The sequence below is a fragment of the Roseivivax sp. genome, assembly GCF_054552075.1.
The window spans coordinates 199,091-214,322 of sequence record NZ_JBTOLZ010000004.1; the positions used below are offsets into that span (position 1 = coordinate 199,091).

Annotated in this window: 16 protein-coding genes; 9 read left to right on the forward strand and 7 right to left on the reverse strand. The window is 70.0% G+C overall.

Annotated features, from left to right (window positions below; all coding sequences use genetic code 11):
* The first annotated feature begins 182 nt into the window (after positions 1 to 182).
* From purF to ACX938_RS04910, 7 genes are all read left to right on the forward strand, one after another.
* The gene (purF, locus tag ACX938_RS04880; protein ID WP_232753168.1) at positions 183 to 1,640 is read left to right on the forward strand and encodes an amidophosphoribosyltransferase; all 1,458 of its coding nucleotides are present in this window, start codon (positions 183 to 185) and stop codon (positions 1,638 to 1,640) included.
* Positions 1,637 to 2,197 (forward strand): DUF2199 domain-containing protein, encoded by a 561-nt coding sequence (locus ACX938_RS04885; RefSeq protein ID WP_459430194.1) that lies wholly within the window; start codon positions 1,637 to 1,639, stop codon positions 2,195 to 2,197. The genes purF and ACX938_RS04885 overlap by 4 nt, the downstream gene beginning before the upstream one ends.
* Positions 2,198 to 2,311: 114 nt before the next feature.
* On the forward strand, positions 2,312 to 2,584 hold the full coding sequence (locus ACX938_RS04890; RefSeq protein WP_232752661.1) for a pilus assembly protein PilP: 273 nt from the start codon (positions 2,312 to 2,314) through the stop codon (positions 2,582 to 2,584).
* A 138-nt stretch (positions 2,585 to 2,722) separates the two neighbouring features.
* Entirely contained in the window at positions 2,723 to 3,382 is a 660-nt protein-coding gene (locus ACX938_RS04895) for an SDR family NAD(P)-dependent oxidoreductase (RefSeq protein WP_459430195.1), read from the forward strand.
* A 327-nt stretch (positions 3,383 to 3,709) separates the two neighbouring features.
* Positions 3,710 to 4,498, forward strand: coding sequence for a 5'/3'-nucleotidase SurE (gene surE, locus ACX938_RS04900; protein ID WP_459430196.1), 789 nt, complete (start codon positions 3,710 to 3,712; stop codon positions 4,496 to 4,498).
* The gene (locus ACX938_RS04905) at positions 4,495 to 5,139 is read left to right on the forward strand and encodes a protein-L-isoaspartate(D-aspartate) O-methyltransferase (protein ID WP_232752658.1); all 645 of its coding nucleotides are present in this window, start codon (positions 4,495 to 4,497) and stop codon (positions 5,137 to 5,139) included. Before surE ends, ACX938_RS04905 begins: the two co-directional genes overlap by 4 nt.
* A gap of 124 nt (positions 5,140 to 5,263) precedes the next feature.
* A complete protein-coding gene (locus ACX938_RS04910) occupies positions 5,264 to 6,403 on the forward strand; it encodes a peptidoglycan DD-metalloendopeptidase family protein (RefSeq protein WP_459430197.1) in 1,140 nt (379 codons plus the stop codon).
* 324 nt (positions 6,404 to 6,727) lie between these two features.
* Here ACX938_RS04910 and ACX938_RS04915 read toward each other — a convergent pair whose 3' ends face one another.
* From ACX938_RS04915 to ACX938_RS04930, 4 genes are read right to left on the reverse strand one after another with little or no spacing between them, the layout of a single operon-like run.
* Positions 6,728 to 7,525 carry an ATP-binding protein gene (locus ACX938_RS04915; protein ID WP_255702819.1) on the reverse strand — a complete coding sequence of 266 codons (798 nt, stop codon included), beginning with the start codon at positions 7,523 to 7,525 and terminating at the stop codon, positions 6,728 to 6,730.
* Positions 7,526 to 7,566: 41 nt separating this feature from the next.
* Positions 7,567 to 8,454, reverse strand: a complete 888-nt coding sequence (gene tatC / locus ACX938_RS04920; protein WP_232752655.1) for a twin-arginine translocase subunit TatC — start codon at positions 8,452 to 8,454, stop codon at positions 7,567 to 7,569.
* Positions 8,451 to 8,915, reverse strand: coding sequence for a Sec-independent protein translocase protein TatB (tatB, locus tag ACX938_RS04925; RefSeq protein WP_459430198.1), 465 nt, complete (start codon positions 8,913 to 8,915; stop codon positions 8,451 to 8,453). Before tatB ends, tatC begins: the two co-directional genes overlap by 4 nt.
* Before the next feature lie 11 nt (positions 8,916 to 8,926).
* Positions 8,927 to 9,145 carry a twin-arginine translocase TatA/TatE family subunit gene (locus ACX938_RS04930; RefSeq protein ID WP_232752653.1) on the reverse strand — a complete coding sequence of 73 codons (219 nt, stop codon included), beginning with the start codon at positions 9,143 to 9,145 and terminating at the stop codon, positions 8,927 to 8,929.
* 213 nt (positions 9,146 to 9,358) lie between these two features.
* Here ACX938_RS04930 and ACX938_RS04935 point away from each other — a divergent pair, with 213 nt between their 5' ends.
* Entirely contained in the window at positions 9,359 to 10,027 is a 669-nt protein-coding gene (locus tag ACX938_RS04935; RefSeq protein ID WP_459430199.1) for a helix-turn-helix transcriptional regulator, read from the forward strand.
* Between the two features lie 195 nt (positions 10,028 to 10,222).
* On the opposite strand, the gene ACX938_RS04940 is transcribed toward ACX938_RS04935, so the two are convergent.
* The 3 genes from ACX938_RS04940 to ACX938_RS04950 form a co-directional block, all read right to left on the reverse strand.
* A complete protein-coding gene (locus tag ACX938_RS04940; protein ID WP_232752651.1) occupies positions 10,223 to 11,308 on the reverse strand; it encodes an ABC transporter ATP-binding protein in 1,086 nt (361 codons plus the stop codon).
* A gap of 78 nt (positions 11,309 to 11,386) precedes the next feature.
* Positions 11,387 to 11,944 carry an RSP_2648 family PIN domain-containing protein gene (locus ACX938_RS04945; RefSeq protein ID WP_459430200.1) on the reverse strand — a complete coding sequence of 186 codons (558 nt, stop codon included), beginning with the start codon at positions 11,942 to 11,944 and terminating at the stop codon, positions 11,387 to 11,389.
* A complete protein-coding gene (locus ACX938_RS04950) occupies positions 11,941 to 13,143 on the reverse strand; it encodes an RSP_2647 family RNA methyltransferase (RefSeq protein ID WP_459430201.1) in 1,203 nt (400 codons plus the stop codon). Before ACX938_RS04950 ends, ACX938_RS04945 begins: the two co-directional genes overlap by 4 nt.
* A gap of 242 nt (positions 13,144 to 13,385) precedes the next feature.
* Between ACX938_RS04950 and edd the strand changes: the two genes are divergently transcribed.
* Complete coding sequence (edd, locus tag ACX938_RS04955; RefSeq protein WP_459430202.1) at positions 13,386 to 15,191, forward strand: phosphogluconate dehydratase; 1,806 nt, start codon at positions 13,386 to 13,388, stop codon at positions 15,189 to 15,191.
* Positions 15,192 to 15,232: the final 41 nt, after the last annotated feature.

Below are 15,232 nucleotides of genomic sequence, written 5' to 3' on the forward strand. Positions count from 1 at the left end.
GAAGCGCCTAATAAGGCACCCTGCCCGCCCGGATTTCGCGCCCTGCGTGTCTCGCGCACCAGCCTTCTGCTCTCCATGTGGAAATCTTCTGTGATAGTTCCGTGACAGCGCCGCGCGGAGCCACTAAGACACCCCCGTAAGCGAAGCTGGAATCGGAGCGACACTCCTTGTCCGACGCCCAAATGCCCCCCGCCCATCCTTTCGACGACGACAAGCTGCGCGAGGAATGCGGCATCTTCGGCCTCGTCGGCGCCTCGGATGCGGCGAATTTCGTGGCCCTCGGGCTGCACGCCCTTCAGCACCGGGGACAGGAGGCGGGCGGCATCGTCTCCTACGAACCCGAGCAGGGCTTCAACTCCGCGCGGCGCTTCGGCTACGTGCGCGACAACTTCACCTCGCAGTCGCTGATGCAGACCCTGCCCGGCAGCCTCGCCATCGGGCATGTGCGCTATTCGACCTCGGGCTCGAAAGGGCCGACGCAGATCCGCGACGTGCAGCCCTTCTTCGGGGAGTTCTCGGTCGGCGGCGTCGCCATCGCGCATAACGGCAATATCACCAATGCCGATGCGCTCCGCCGCGAGCTGATCGAGCGCGGCTCGATCTTCCAGTCCTCCTCGGACAGCGAATGCATCATCCACCTCATGGCGCGCTCGCTGCAGCGCGACATCCCGGCCCGGATGGAGGATGCGCTGCGCCGGGTCGAGGGCGCCTTCTCGGTCATCGCCATGACCCGCACCAAGCTGATCGGCGTGCGCGACCCGCTGGGCGTGCGCCCGCTGGTCCTGGGCCGCGTCGGCGGCGCCTGGTGCCTGGCCTCCGAGACCTGCGCGCTCGACATCATCGGGGCGGAGTTCATCCGCGAGATCGAGCCGGGCGAGATGGTCGTCATCACCGAGGCCAAGGGCGTCGAGAGCCACCGCCCCTTCCGCCCGCAGCGCCCGCGCTTCTGCATTTTCGAACACGTCTATTTCTCGCGCCCCGACAGCCTGATCGGCGGGCGCTCGGTCTACGAGACGCGCCGCCAGATCGGCGTGGAGCTGGCCCGCGAGGCGCCGGTCGATGCGGATCTGGTCTGCCCGGTGCCCGACAGCGGCACGCCCGCGGCGATCGGCTTCGCGCATGAAAGCGGCATCCCCTTCTCCATGGGGATCACCCGCAACCAGTACATGGGGCGCACCTTCATCGAGCCGACCGAGCAGATCCGCAACATGGGCGTGCGGCTGAAGCTCAACGTCAACCGCGCGCTGATCAAGGGCAAGCGGGTGATCCTGGTCGACGACTCGGTGGTGCGCGGCACCACTTCGCGCAAGATCAAGGAGATGGTCCTCGATGCCGGCGCCAAGGAGGTGCACTTCCGCATCGCCTCGCCGCCGACCGCCTGGCCTTGCTTCTACGGCGTCGACACGCCCCAGCGCGAGAAGCTCCTGGCCGCCTCGATGAGCGAGGACGAGATGCGCGACCACCTCTCGGTGGATTCGCTGCGCTTCATCTCGCTGAACGGTCTCTATCGCGCGGTCGGGGAATCGAAGGGCCGCGACAACGCCAGCCCGCAGTATTGCGACGCCTGTTTCTCGGGCGAATACCCGGTGGCGCCCTCGGACCAGATCGAAAAGGGCTTCCAGCTCAAGGCGGCCGAGTGAACCTTCTGGCGCTCGACGACCGGTGGCGGCGGCTGAACGACCCCGACTACGCCTGCCCCTGCTGCGGGCGCAGCTTCGGCGGGCTGATCGACTTCGGCTTCGGCGCGCCGGACGACTGGCCTTTCGCCCTGCCCGAAGAAGGCAGCGTGGTGGCCGAGGGGGAGGACAAGCTGTCAGAAGAGCTCTGCCGGTTCGGCGACCGGCGCTTCCTGCGGGCGCATCTGCCGCTCGCGGTGCGCGGTGCTGAAGACGCCGCGCATCTGGCCCCCTGGGTCGAGGTCGCGCCCGAGCATTTCTACGCCGCGCTCGATCGCATCGAGAGCGGCGCGACCGAGACGGTCGAGGTGCCCGCAACGCTTGCCAATGCCCTGCCCGCGCCCTTCGACGGGCCGCAACCGGGTAGCCTGGTCCTGGGCGCCCCCGAGGCGCGGCCGGGCTTTGCCCCCGAGGCCGGGCCCCTGGCCGAGGCGCTGCGCGAGGGGCTTTCCTTCGACGCGCTCCTCGATCTTTATGCCGGGCTCGGAGAGGACATCAGGCCGCATCTGACCGGGTGCTGATCCGCCGATCCTGCAGGGCGCGCGGGCGGGCGCCCGCCGATCCCTCCACACCCCCTTGCTGCGCTGCGGCAGAGACCATATCTGCGGCCTCTCTTCGGAAATTCGAGGCAAGGAATGGCCAACGCAGCAACGCCCCGCAACGTCGCGGACCAGGCGACGACACACGCCAATATCGACATGAACGGGATCTCCCTCCTGGGGGTCATGGGCACCGAGGCCCAGCCCACAGCACTTCTGCGCCTGCCCTCGGGCACGGTCGCCAAGGTCGCACCGGGCACCCGGGTCGGACGGCGCGTGGTGGCGGCGATCGACGCCGACCGGCTGGCGCTGGTCGAGGGCGACGGCCGCACGACCTGGATCCGCATCCCCGGCACGAACGGCGGCTGAGGGCGGCAGGGGCGGCAGGCGTGAAGCCTCTGGTCGTGGCGTGCGCCACCTCGCTCCCGATGCGGCGCCCCTCGCCCAAGCCCATCCCTCGCGCGCGGGAGTTGACACCGCCGCGCTGACGGGTGACATGCCCGGGCCATGACCAAACCCGCCGCCCTCATCACCGGTGCATCCCGAGGCCTGGGCTTCGCCCTCGCCGAGGCGCTCTCGGACCAGTATCACATCGTCGCCGTCGCCCGCACCGTGGGCGGGCTCGAGGATCTCGACGACCGCATCCAGGCCAGGGGCGGCGAGGCCACCCTGGCGCCCATGGATGTCACCAACCGCGATGCCATGGCGCATCTCTGCCGCTCGGTGCACGACCGCTGGGGCGGCGCGGCGCTCTGGGTGCATACGGCGGTGCATACCGGCCCACTGACGCCCGCCGACCACATCACCGAGAAGGACTGGGCCAAGTCGGTCGAGACCAATGTCACCGCCATGGGGCACCTCGTGCCCTACGTCTCGGCGCTGATCGGGCGCGAGGGCCGCGCGGTCTTCTTCGACGACGCGCAGGGCGGGCAGAAGTTCTTCGGGCTCTACGGCTCGACCAAGGCGGCGCAGATCGCGCTGGCCCGCTCCTGGGCGGCCGAGAGCGACAAGACCGGACCGGATGTGCGCATCCTGACGCCCGAGCCCTTCAGCGGCGCGACCCGCGCGCGCTTCTACCCCGGCGAGGACCGTGAGGCGCTGCTCTCGCCGCAAGAAGCTGCGGAGCGGCTCCTGCCGCAGATCACCGGGCCGCGCGCCACGGAGTGATGTGAGGGGGCCCGGGCGGGCCCCTTTTCGTTGGGCGCGGGTGCGTGTGGTGCGGCGGGTCCGACCGCTGGAACGGGGCGGGCCGTCAGCATCGCGAAGGGCAGTGGACCGGCGCGCTTAAAGCTCCCAGAGCGCAGCGAAGTGAAGCGCCCACCGCTCCCCTACAGACGCCTGTCCGGCCCAGCCCGTCCCACACACCTCCGCCCCCTGCCGCAAAGCCGTGCTTCCCGGGCCGCACCCCGGCCCCGCCCGGGCGAAAACACCCGCGGACCTTGCCCCGCATCGCCCCATTGCCTAGAGAACATGGCAAGGCAAACAGGCGGTTTCATGCGCATCCTCATCACCAATGACGACGGTATCAACGCGCCGGGGCTCGCGGTCCTGCGCGACATCGCGACCGAGATCGCGGGCGAGGCCGGCGAGGTCTGGACCGTCGCGCCGGCCTTCGAGCAATCGGGCGTCGGGCACACGATCTCCTATTCGAGCCCCTTCATGGTCTCCGAGCTGGGCCCGCGCACCTTCGCCGCCGAGGGCAGCCCCGCCGACTGCGTGCTCGCCGCCGTGCACGACGTGATGAAATCCGCGCCGCCGGACCTCGTGCTCTCGGGCGTGAACCGGGGCAACAACTCCGCCGAGAACACGCTCTATTCCGGCACCCTCGGCGCGGCCATGGAGGCCGCCCTGCAGGAGCTGCCGGCAATCGCGCTCTCGCAGTTCCTCGGCCCCGAGATCTGGGACGCGCCGGACATGTTCGAGGCCGCCCGCGTGCATGGCGCCGCGGTGGTCCGCCGCCTCCTGCCCCGGCTCGAGACCCGGGGCACGGCCAATTACCGGCTGTTCTACAACGTGAATTTCCCGCCCGTCCCCGCCGCGGCGGTCAAGGGCACCCGCGCCGCCGTGCAGGGCCGCCGCGAGGGCACCGGCTTCTCGGTCGCCCCGCAGCTCTCGCCCGCCGGACGGCGCTACCTCTGGATCAAGGGCGGCGACCAGCGGGTGCGCACCGCGCCCGGCTCGGACGCCGAGACCAACCTCGACGGCTACATCTCGGTCACGCCGATGCGCGCCGATCTCACCGACCACGCCGAGCTGAGCGCCACCGAAGAGCTGTTCGGATGACCGACGAGGCGGAACGCAAGATGCAGTTCCTCTTCGCGCTCCGCTCGCGCGGGGTGACCAACGCGCGCGTTCTGCAGGCAATGGAGACCATCGACCGGGGCCGCTTCATCCGCCACTATTTCCCCGACCGCGCCTATGAGGACATGCCCCTGCCGATCGCCTGCGGGCAGACGATCTCGCAGCCCTCGGTGGTCGGGCTGATGACCCAGGCGCTGCAGGTCAGCCAGCGCGACAAGGTGCTCGAGGTGGGCACCGGCTCGGGCTACCAGGCGGCGATCCTCAGCCAGCTCGCCCGGCGGATCTACACCGTCGACCGCCACATGCGTCTGGTACGCGAGGCCCGCGAGGTCTTCGAGGCGCTGGGGCTCGCCAATATCACCGCCTTCACCGCCGACGGCAGCCACGGGCTGCCCGACCAGGCGCCCTTCGACCGCATAATCGTGACCGCCGCGGCCGAGGACCCGCCGGGGCCGCTCTTGGCCCAGCTGAAGATCGGCGGTATCATGGTGCTGCCGGTCGGGCAGTCGGACGCGGTGCAGAGCCTGATCCGTGTGACGCGCACGGAGACCGGCTTCGAATACGACGAGCTTCGCCCCGTGCGCTTCGTGCCGCTGGTCGAAGGGCTCGGAAAGGACAGCTAGGGCGCGCCGACACGGGCACGCCGGGACAGGAACCACACGCCCCGGAGACAAGGGGCGGCGAAAGTTGAGGGAAGTCGAGATGGTCGAAGCGACCCGCCCGCTCCGCGCACGCGCAGGTTTTACCATGCTGATGACCGGGAGCCTCCTGGCCCTGACCGCCTGCGGGGAGGGGCCGATCGACCTCGACCTGCGCCCCGGGCCCTCGAGCACCGCCGAAGCCGCGGTCAATGCCACCGCCGACCGCCCGCAGCCCGACGCGCGCGGGGTGATCTCCTATCCGACCTACCAGGTCGCCGTGGCCCGCCAGGGCGACACGCTGGCGACCCTGGCGCAGCGCATCGGCGTCGATGCCGGCGCGCTGGCCCGTTACAACGGCATCGGCGCGAACGACCCGCTGCGCGGTGGCGAGGTCGTGGCCCTGCCGAGCCGGGTCTCCGAAGGCCCCGCCGCGGGAGAGGCCAATGACATCGCGGTCCTGGCCTCCAACGCCATCGATTCCGCCTCGCCCACGCCGATCACCAGCGGCACGCTGGCCCCCGCCCCGGGCGGGATCGAGCCGGTGCGCCACCAGGTCTCGCGCGGGGAGACCGCCTATACCATCGCGCGGCTCTACAACGTCACCCCCCGCGCGCTGGCGGAATGGAACGGGCTCGACGAGAATTACGCCGTCCGCGAAGGCCAGTACCTGCTGATCCCCGTGGGCGCCAATGCCGCCGCTTCGGGCAAGGCCGAGGCCAGCGCCTCGGCGTCGGCCTCGGATGTGACCGAACCCGGCCAGGGCTCGCCCACGCCGACGCCGCCCTCGGCCTCGCAGCCCCTGCCCGACGCGCCGACCGAGACCGCCGCGGCCGAGGAAGAGGCCGCCGCCACGCCCGCGCCGGACGTGGGCGAGGTCAGCGCGCCGCAAAGCTCCGACGCCGCCTTCCGGATGCCGGTCGACGGCACGATCATCCGCGAATACGCGCCCGGCACCAATGACGGCATCGACATCGCCGCCCCCGCCGGCACGCCGGTCCGCGCCGCCGCCAGCGGCACCGTCGCGGCGATCACCACCAACACCGACGGTATTCCGATCCTGGTGATCAAGCACCCCGACAACATCCTGACCGTCTACACCCATATCGACGGCGTCTCGGTCGCCAAGGGCGATGCGGTCAGCCGCGGCCAGGCCATCGCCCAGGTCCGCGCGGGCGACCCGGCGCGGATGCACTTCGAGGTGCGCGACGGGTTCGATTCCGTCGATCCGGGGCTCTATCTGAACTGAGGTTTTGGGTCTTGGCGCGTTGGGGCTTTGATGGGGCCGTTGCGCGCGCTGTGAGGTGAGGCCGGGGGGCCAGCCCCCCGGACCCCCCGAGGTATTTTTGCCAAGCTGAAGGTGGGGGCTGGGCGCTTTGGTGGAGCGGTCAGTTACCTGCGCCCTTGGGGGCTGCCTGCCCGGTGTCAGGCCGCCACTGCGGCAGGTGGACGACATCCGCCACGTTCTCTGTCGAGCGAGAGCGAGGCGGCCTGGTGCGGGCCCTGGTTCCAGAAGGTGATCGCTTAGCGCGAGGGCCCCGCGACGCCAGCACCCCCGCGAAGGGGCCGCGCCTCAGCCGACGGAGATCCCGGCGCGGCCGGCGAGGTCGGTGAAGAACTGCCAGGCGACCCGACCGGAGCGCGCGCCGCGCGTGGCCTGCCATTCGATCGCCTCGGCGCGCAGCGCCTCTTCCTCGAAGGGCACGCGGTAGGCCCGGCAATAGCCGCGGATCATCTCGAGGTATTCGTCCTGGCTGCAGGGGTGAAAGCCCAGCCAGAGCCCGAAGCGGTCGGAGAGCGAGACCTTCTCCTCCACCGCCTCGGAGGGGTTGATGGCGCTCGAACGCTCGTTCTCGATCATGTCACGCGGCATCAGGTGGCGGCGGTTCGAGGTGGCGTAAAACAGCACGTTCTCGGGCCGCCCCTCGATGCCGCCGTCGAGCACCGCCTTCAGCGATTTGTAATGCTCGTCGTCATGGCTGAACGACAGGTCGTCGCAGAACAGCAGGAAGCGGTAGGGCGCGCCGCGCAGGTGGCCCAGAAGCCGCGCCACGCTGGGCAGGTCCTCGCGGTGCAACTCGACGATCTTCAGGTCGTGCCCCTCGGCGCGGATCGCCGCATGCACGGCCTTCACGATGGAGCTCTTGCCCATCCCCCGCGCGCCCCAGAGGAGCGCGTTGTTGGCCGAGAGCCCCTGGGCGAACTGCCGGGTGTTGCGCAGGAGCGTGTCGCGGGTCCGGTCAAGGCCCAGGAGCAGGTCGATCTCGACCCGGTTCACCTGGGCCACCGGGTCGAGCCGGTCAGGCGAGACATGCCAGACGAAAGCCTCGGCGCCGTCGAAATCCGGTGTCTCGAGCGGCGCCGGGGCCATCCGCTCGAGCGCGGCGGCGATGCGCGTCACGGCCTCATCGGTCACTTCCGCGCGTCCCCGTCGTCATCCGCGGCGTCGAAGTCTTCCTCTTCCTCGTCGTCCTCGAACCAGAGACCCTGGGCCTTCAGCTCGGCGATGCGCTTGCGCTCCACCCGGGCCACCAGGAAGATCGAGATCTCGTAGAGGCCGTAGACCACCACGAAGAGGATCACCTGGGTGATCACGTCCGGCGGGGTCACCAGCGCGGCGAGCACCAGGATCGCCACCACCGCGTATTTGCGGACGTTGCCGAGCCCCTTGGCCGAGACCAGCCCGGCCTTGCCCATGAGCGTCAGCAGCACCGGCAGCTGGAAGCAGAGGCCGAAGGCCACGATGAACTTGATGGTGAGGTTCAGATATTCCTGCGCGGAGCCCTGGAAGACCACCGAGAGGCCCTGGTTCACCTCTTCGCCGACCACCGCCTCGCCGTCGTTGCCGAACTGCTGGAAGCCCAGGAAGAAGTCATAGGCCAGGGGCGTGACCACGTAGAAGGCGAAGGAGGCGCCCAGGAAGAACATGAAGGGCGAGGCCACGAGGAAGGGCAGGAAGGCGCCCTTCTCGGACTTGTAGAGCCCCGGCGCCACGAAGCGCCACATCTGGTTGGCGATATAGGGAAAGGCCAGGATGAAGCCGCCCAGGAGCGACACCTTGATCGCCACGAAGAAGCCTTCCTGCGGGCTGATGAAGATCAGGTCGCAGTTCTGCCCGCGCTCGGAAAGCACCTGGCAGAGCGGCGCGGTCAGGAAGTTGAAGATCGGCGTCGCCACGGTGAAGCAGATCACCATGCCGATGATGAAGGCCACCACCGAGTGGATCAGCCGGTTCCGCAGCTCCGCCAGATGTTCGATCAGCGGGGCGGAGCTGTCCTCGATCTCGTCCTCGACGCTCACGCCTTGTCTCCTTCGTCCGAGGCGAGGTCACGTTCCAGCTCGTCGGCGCGGCTGCGGGCCTCTTCGGCCTCGCGGGCCTTGCGCTCCGCGGCCTTGCGGGCCGAGGCGGCCTCGATCTTGCGGCGCGCGGCGTCCTTCTCGGGCTTCGGCGCCTCCGAGGTCTTGGCGGTCTTGGAGGTGCCGCCCTCCTTGAAGGAGGTCAGGTCCTTGGCGGCGTCCTTGACCCCGTCCATCGCCGAGGACATCGGGTTGGTCGCGGATTTGAAGGTTTTCTGCACGTCGCGCATGCCCGACTCGTCGGCGGCATCGTTCATGGCGCGCGAGAACTCGCGGGCCATGCCCTTGGCCTTGCCGACGAAGCGGCCGACGTTGCGAAAGAGCACCGGCAGGTCCTTCGGGCCGACGACGATAAGCGCGACGATCCCGATGACCAGAAGCTCGGTCCAGCCGAGGTCGAACATTCAGGGGCGCCTCAGGCTTTGTCTTTCTCTTCCTCGGGCGTCACGTCGCGCGCGCCCTCGGCCTCGTCGTCCTTCTCGAGTTCTTCAGAGCCGTCCTTCACGCCTTTCTTGAAGGCGGTGATGCCCTTGCCGACCTCGCCCATCAGGCTCGAGATCTTGCCGCGCCCGAACAGGACGAGCACGACGACGGCGATCAGCAGGAGGCCCGGCAGGCCGATGTTGTTGAGCATGGTTCACGTCTCCCAAAGGTCCGGCGCGGGCTCCGTCGCAGCCCGTCCCCGGTCAGAATACCGGCCCCCGGAATAACGTCTCGCGGGCCCTCACGAAAGCGCCAATGCGGGGAAATCACCCGCCCGAGGGGGTGGATTTGTCGCTTTCTTTGTCATTAATCTGTCAGTTGTCAGTTTTTTGGCAAAACCTGCCGTCAAAGCCCCGGAATCACCATGCCCCGCGCCGACCGACTCTATGCCCTGATGACCCGCCTGAAGGACGGGCGGCTGCACCGCGCCGAGGACCTCGCCCGCGAGCTGGGCGTGTCCTTGCGCACGGTCTATCGCGACATGGAGACGCTGGCCGCCTCGGGCGTGCCGGTCGAGGGCGAGCGCGGGCGCGGCTATGCCGCCCGGGCCATGACCACCCTGCCGCCTCTGAACCTCACCGATGCGGAGATGGAGGCGCTGCACCTCGGGCTCGCCGCCGTGGGCGCTGCCGAGATGGATGAGATCTCCGAGGCCGCGCAGGGGCTCTCGCGCAAGATCGAGGCGGTGCTGCCCGAGGACACCGGCATGGCCGCGCAACGCTTCGGCTTCGCCACCTACCCTTTTGCCGAGGCCGCCGCAGGCTTCCGGCACATGCCGGCCTTCCGCAAGGCGATCCGCGCGCGGCAGAAGCTGCGCATCACCCTGAGCGACGATCCCCGGCGGCGCGACGTGCGGCCGCTGCACCTTGATTACTGGGGGCGGATCTGGACGGCGGTGGTCTGGGACGAGGGCGCCGAGGCCTTCGATACCTTCCGCATCGACCGGGTGGCGACGCTGACCCCGATCGCGGGGCTTTTCGTCGACGAGCCGGGCAAGCGGCTCGAGGATTTCCGCGCCCACGGCACCGGCTGACCGGCCCCGCGCGGCGCCGGGCCAAGACCGTGGAACGTCCGGCGGACACTCGCCAAACGAAGCACAGATAACCATCCCCATAGGGGCCCACCGGACGTCCCGCGCGTAGCCACGGACAACCTGCCCTGCAAGTTTCTAAAAAAGATGAGAAAAATATGCTGACTTGGCGTCAACCGCCCCGCTTAGCGGTCTCATTCATCCGTCCTGAGCGGGAAAGACGAAGCAGCGGTCGCGCCGCACCGAGAGCCACATCGGCGTGCCGGGCTTCGGCAGGAAGACATTGGGCACCGTGGCGCGCAGCACCTCCTTGTCGTGGTCCATGCGGAACTCCACGAGGCTCTCCGAGCCCATGAAGCGCGCCCGTTCCACCAGCCCGCGCGCCGGCGTGCCCTGCATCGAGGTCGGGTTCGGCCCCCGGCCCTGGCGGTCGAAGTCGATGGCCACATGCTGCGGGCGGAAGACGATCTCCACCCGGCCGCCATCGGGCACGCCGGGGGCCAGGAACTGCCCGAAGGGCGTGTCGGTCAGCGCCCCCTGCACCGTGCCGGAGAGCACGTTGATGTCCGAGAAGAAGGCCACGGCGGCCTTGTCGGCGGGGGCGTTGTAGATGTTGTAGGGCGCGCCCTGCTGCACGATCCGGCCCGCGCGCATCAGCGCGATCTCGTCGGCCATGCGCATGGCCTCTTCGGGCTCGTGGGTGACCAGGAGCACGCTGGTGCCCTCTTCCTTCAGAAGCGCCAGGGTCTCGTCGCGGATGCCGTCGCGCAGGCGGTTGTCGAGCCCCGAGAAAGGCTCGTCCATGAGCATCACCCGCGGCCGCGGCGCCAGCGCCCGGGCCAGCGCCACGCGCTGCTGTTCGCCGCCCGAAAGCTCGTGCGGGAAGGCCTCGAGGTAATGCAGCAGCCCCACCCGGTCGAGCAGCTGCTCGACGCGGGCGCGGTTGGCCTCGCGCGAGCCGCTCAGCCCGAAGGCCACGTTCTGCGCCACCGAGAGATGCGGAAAGAGCGCGAAGTCCTGGAACATCAGCCCGATCGAGCGCCGCTCGGGCGGCAGCCGGTAGATCGTGTCGCAGATGAGCTGCCCGTCGACGTAGATCTCGCCCGAATCCTGCATGTCGACGCCGGCGATGATCCGCAACGTCGTCGACTTGCCGCAGCCCGAAGGGCCGAGCAGGCAGGTCACCTCGCCCGGCGCGATGCGCAGCGAGACGTCGTCGACCACCGTCTTCCCCTCGAAGCGGCGGGTCAGATTGCGGATCTCGAGCCTGGGCGCGTCGCTCACCGCCGGAGCCTCCTGAAAGACCGATGAAAAGCCTCGGACCCGCAGGCAGCTAGCAGCGTGCCCCCCGGGGTTCAAGGCTCAGCCGTCGCCGAGATGCGCGGCAAGCGCCTTGCCGAGCCGCGGCAGCCCGGCCTTCTTCAGGAGCGGGCGCATCTGCCAGCCGGGATCGGAAAGCCGCCGGGCCTCGGCCAGGACCGCCTCCGCGGCGCGGGCGACGGCCTCGGGGTCGGCCTTGAAATGGCCCAGCAGGAAGCTGTCGGGATCGGCGCGCGACAGGCCCTCCTCGGCCAGGGTGCCGCGCGGGAAATCCTTGGCGTTGTGGGTCAGGATCACATCCGCCGAGCCCGCGATGGCGGCGGCCAGCACATGCACATCCGCCGGGTCCGGCAGCCAGAGCCGCGCGGCCAGCGCCTCGGGCACGGCAACCTCGCGGCCCGGCCAATCGGCGGAGAGCGCGGCGATCTCGGCCCGGGCCTGGGCCTCGCCGTCGGGGCCGAGCTTGCGCGCCGCCCGGGCCCATTCCTCGAGGATGCGCGCCGACCAGAGCGGCCGGAAGGCGCCGGTCCCCGCCACCCCCAGCACCACCTCGCGCAGCACCGTGGGATAGAGGACATTGGTGTCGATCAGGACCTTCACAGCCGGAAGAACAGCGCCTTGAGGTAGCCGCTCTCGGCCAGTTGCGGCAAGAGCGGATGGTCCGGCCCGGCGCCGCCGGTGTGGATGAGCTGCGCGCGACGCCCGGCGCGCCCGATGCCGCGCAGACAGGCGCCCTGGAAGGCGCTCAGATCCGCCGCATGTGAGCAGGAGCAGAGGACCAGGTAGCCGCCCTCGGCCACCAGGGGCGCGGAAAGCCGCGCGACGCGCTCATAGGCGCGCAGTCCCGCTTCGAGCGCGGGTTTTGCAGGCGCGAAGGCCGGGGGATCGCAGATCACCAGCTCGAAGCGCGCCTGTTCCTCTCCGAGCGCGGTCAGCACCTCGAAGGCATCGCCCGCGCGGGTGGCAAAGCGCGCCTCGGCGCCCATGGCCTCGGCCCCGCGTGTCGCGAGCTCCAGCGCCGGGGCCGAGCCGTCGACCGCCAACGCCGATTGCGCCCCGCCCGCCAGCGCCGCCAGCCCGAAGCCGCCGACATGGCTGAAGACGTCGAGCACCCGCGCACCCTTGGCGAGCCGCTGGGCAAAGGCGTGGTTCGGGCGCTGGTCGAAGAACAGCCCGGTCTTCTGCCCGCCGGTCACATCGGCAAGGTAGGTAGCACCATTCATCTCGACCGTGAGCGGCGCCTCGGGCGCCGCGCCAGAGAGCACGCGGTCCTCGTCGTCCAGCCCCTCGAGCTGCCGTCCGCGCCCACCGGCGTTCTTCAGGACCGTGGTGACACCCGCCACCTCGCGTAGCGCCGCGGCGATCTCGTCGCAGAGCCGGTCAGCCCAGGCGGCGTTGGGCTGCAGCACCGCGAGGTCGCCGAAACGGTCGATGATCACGCCCGGCAGCCCGTCGGCCTCGGCATGGACCAGCCGGTAATAGGGCGCGTCATAAAGCGTCTCGCGGTGCGCCAGCGCCCGCGACAGCCGCGCGCGCAGCCAGTCGGGACCGATCTCGGCCTCGGCGTCGCGGTCGAGCATCCGCGCGGCGATCTTGGAGGCGGGCGTGACGCCGACGAGGCCCATGGGCTTGCGGTCGGCATCCTCGAGCCGGGCGATGGTGCCCGGGGCCAGCGCCTTGGCGCGGCGGTCGAGGACAAGCTCGTTGGAAAACACCCAAGGGAACCCCCGGCGGATCGCGCGGGCGTTGGATTTGGGCTTCATGCGCAGGGTCGGCATGTCGGAGGAAGGCGATGTCATGGCGCCCTCATACTGGCTTCCGCGCGCCGCGGAAAGCCCGGGAAAAGAGGTGCACACCGGCCCCCACGCGGGTCCCCCCGGGGCGCCCTGCCCGGCCCCGCGCGCGCTCCCGCGGACATGCCCGCCACAGGGGGCGCACGCGCCCCGATGCGGCCACCGAACAGGGCTTTACCGTTAGCGCTAACCGCGCTATGTCACCGGCAAGGATCACAGCTCCCAGAGACGACGGGAAAGGACGCGCCATGGCTCTCAACGCCACCATCGCCAAGGTCACCGACCGCATCGAGGAACGCTCCGAGACGCGCCGCGCCACCTATCTCGACCGCATGCGCCGCGCCGCCGAGGAAGGCCCGCGCCGGGCGCATCTGTCCTGCGGCAACCAGGCCCATGCCTATGCCGCCATGGCCGGCGACAAGGACGCGCTGGCGGGCGGCCGCAGCCCCAACATCGGCATCGTGACCGCCTACAACGACATGCTCTCGGCGCATCAGCCCTTCGAGCGCTTCCCCGACGTGATCCGCGCCGCCGCCCGCGAGGCCGGCGCCACCGCCCAGGTCGCCGGCGGCGTGCCCGCGATGTGCGACGGCGTCACCCAGGGCCAGGTCGGCATGGAGCTGTCGCTCTTTTCCCGCGACGTGATCGCGCTGGCCGCGGGCGTGGCGCTGTCGCACAACACCTTCGACAGCGCGCTTTACCTCGGGGTCTGCGACAAGATCGTGCCGGGCCTCGTCATGGCGGCGGCCACCTTCGGCTATATCCCGGGCATCTTCCTGCCCGCCGGGCCGATGACCTCGGGTCTGCCCAACGACGAGAAGGCCAAGGTCCGCCAGCAGTTCGCCGCGGGCGAAGTGGGCCGCGACAAGCTGATGGAGGCCGAGATGGCCTCGTATCATGGGCCCGGCACCTGCACCTTCTACGGCACCGCGAACTCCAACCAGATGCTGATGGAGTTCATGGGCCTGCACCTGCCCGGCGCCTCCTTCGTGAACCCGGGCACGCCGCTCCGCGAGGCGCTGACCGTGGCGGGCACCGAACGCGCCGCCGAGATCACCGCGCTCGGCAACGACTACCGCCCGGTCTGCGACGTGCTGGACGCCAAGGCCTTCGTGAACGGCATCGTCGGGCTGATGGCCACCGGCGGTTCGACCAACCTGGTGCTGCACCTGCCCGCCATGGCCCGCGCGGCGGGGATCGAGCTCGAGCTCGACGATTTCGACGAGATCTCCAACGTCGTGCCGCTCATGGCCAAGGTCTATCCGAACGGCCTGGCGGACGTGAACCACTTCCACGCTGCGGGCGGGCTGTCCTACATGATCGGAGAGCTGCTCTCGGCCGGGCTCCTGCACGACGAGGTGAAGACCGTCGCGGGCGACGGGCTGTCGCTCTACACCCAGGAGCCGAAGCTCGAAGAGGGCCGCGTGGTCTATGCCCCCGGCGCCGGGACGACGCAGAACGACAAGATCCTGCGTCCCGCCACCGATCCCTTCCAGAAGACCGGCGGGCTGCAGCAGCTGCGCGGCAACCTCGGCCACGGCATGATGAAGACCTCGGCGGTCGATCCCTCGCGCCACGTGATCGAGGCCAAGGCCCGGGTCTTCCAGGACCAGCAGCAGGTGAAGGACGCCTTCAAGGCCGGCGAGTTCACCGAGGACACGATCGTCGTGGTGCGCTTCCAAGGGCCCTCGGCCAACGGCATGCCCGAGCTGCATTCGCTGACGCCGACGCTGGCGGTCCTGCAGGACCGCGGGCTCAAGGTGGCGCTAGTCACCGACGGGCGCATGTCCGGCGCCTCGGGCAAGGTGCCCTCCTGCATCCATATCGCCCCCGAGGCGGCCAAGGGCGGCCCCCTGGCGCGGGTGCGCGACGGCGATATGATCCGCGTCGATGCCACCAACGGCGAGATCACCTGCCTGGCGCCCGATTTCGACAGCCGCGAGGCCGCGACGCCGGACCTCTCCGACAACGGCCATGGCGTCGGGCGCGAGCTCTTCGCCGCCTTCCGCGAGAACTGCGGGCTTTCCTCGAACGGCGCGGCTGTGGTGGTCTGACCCACGCCGCCCCCCGCCCTCTATCCTGACGATACCCAGAA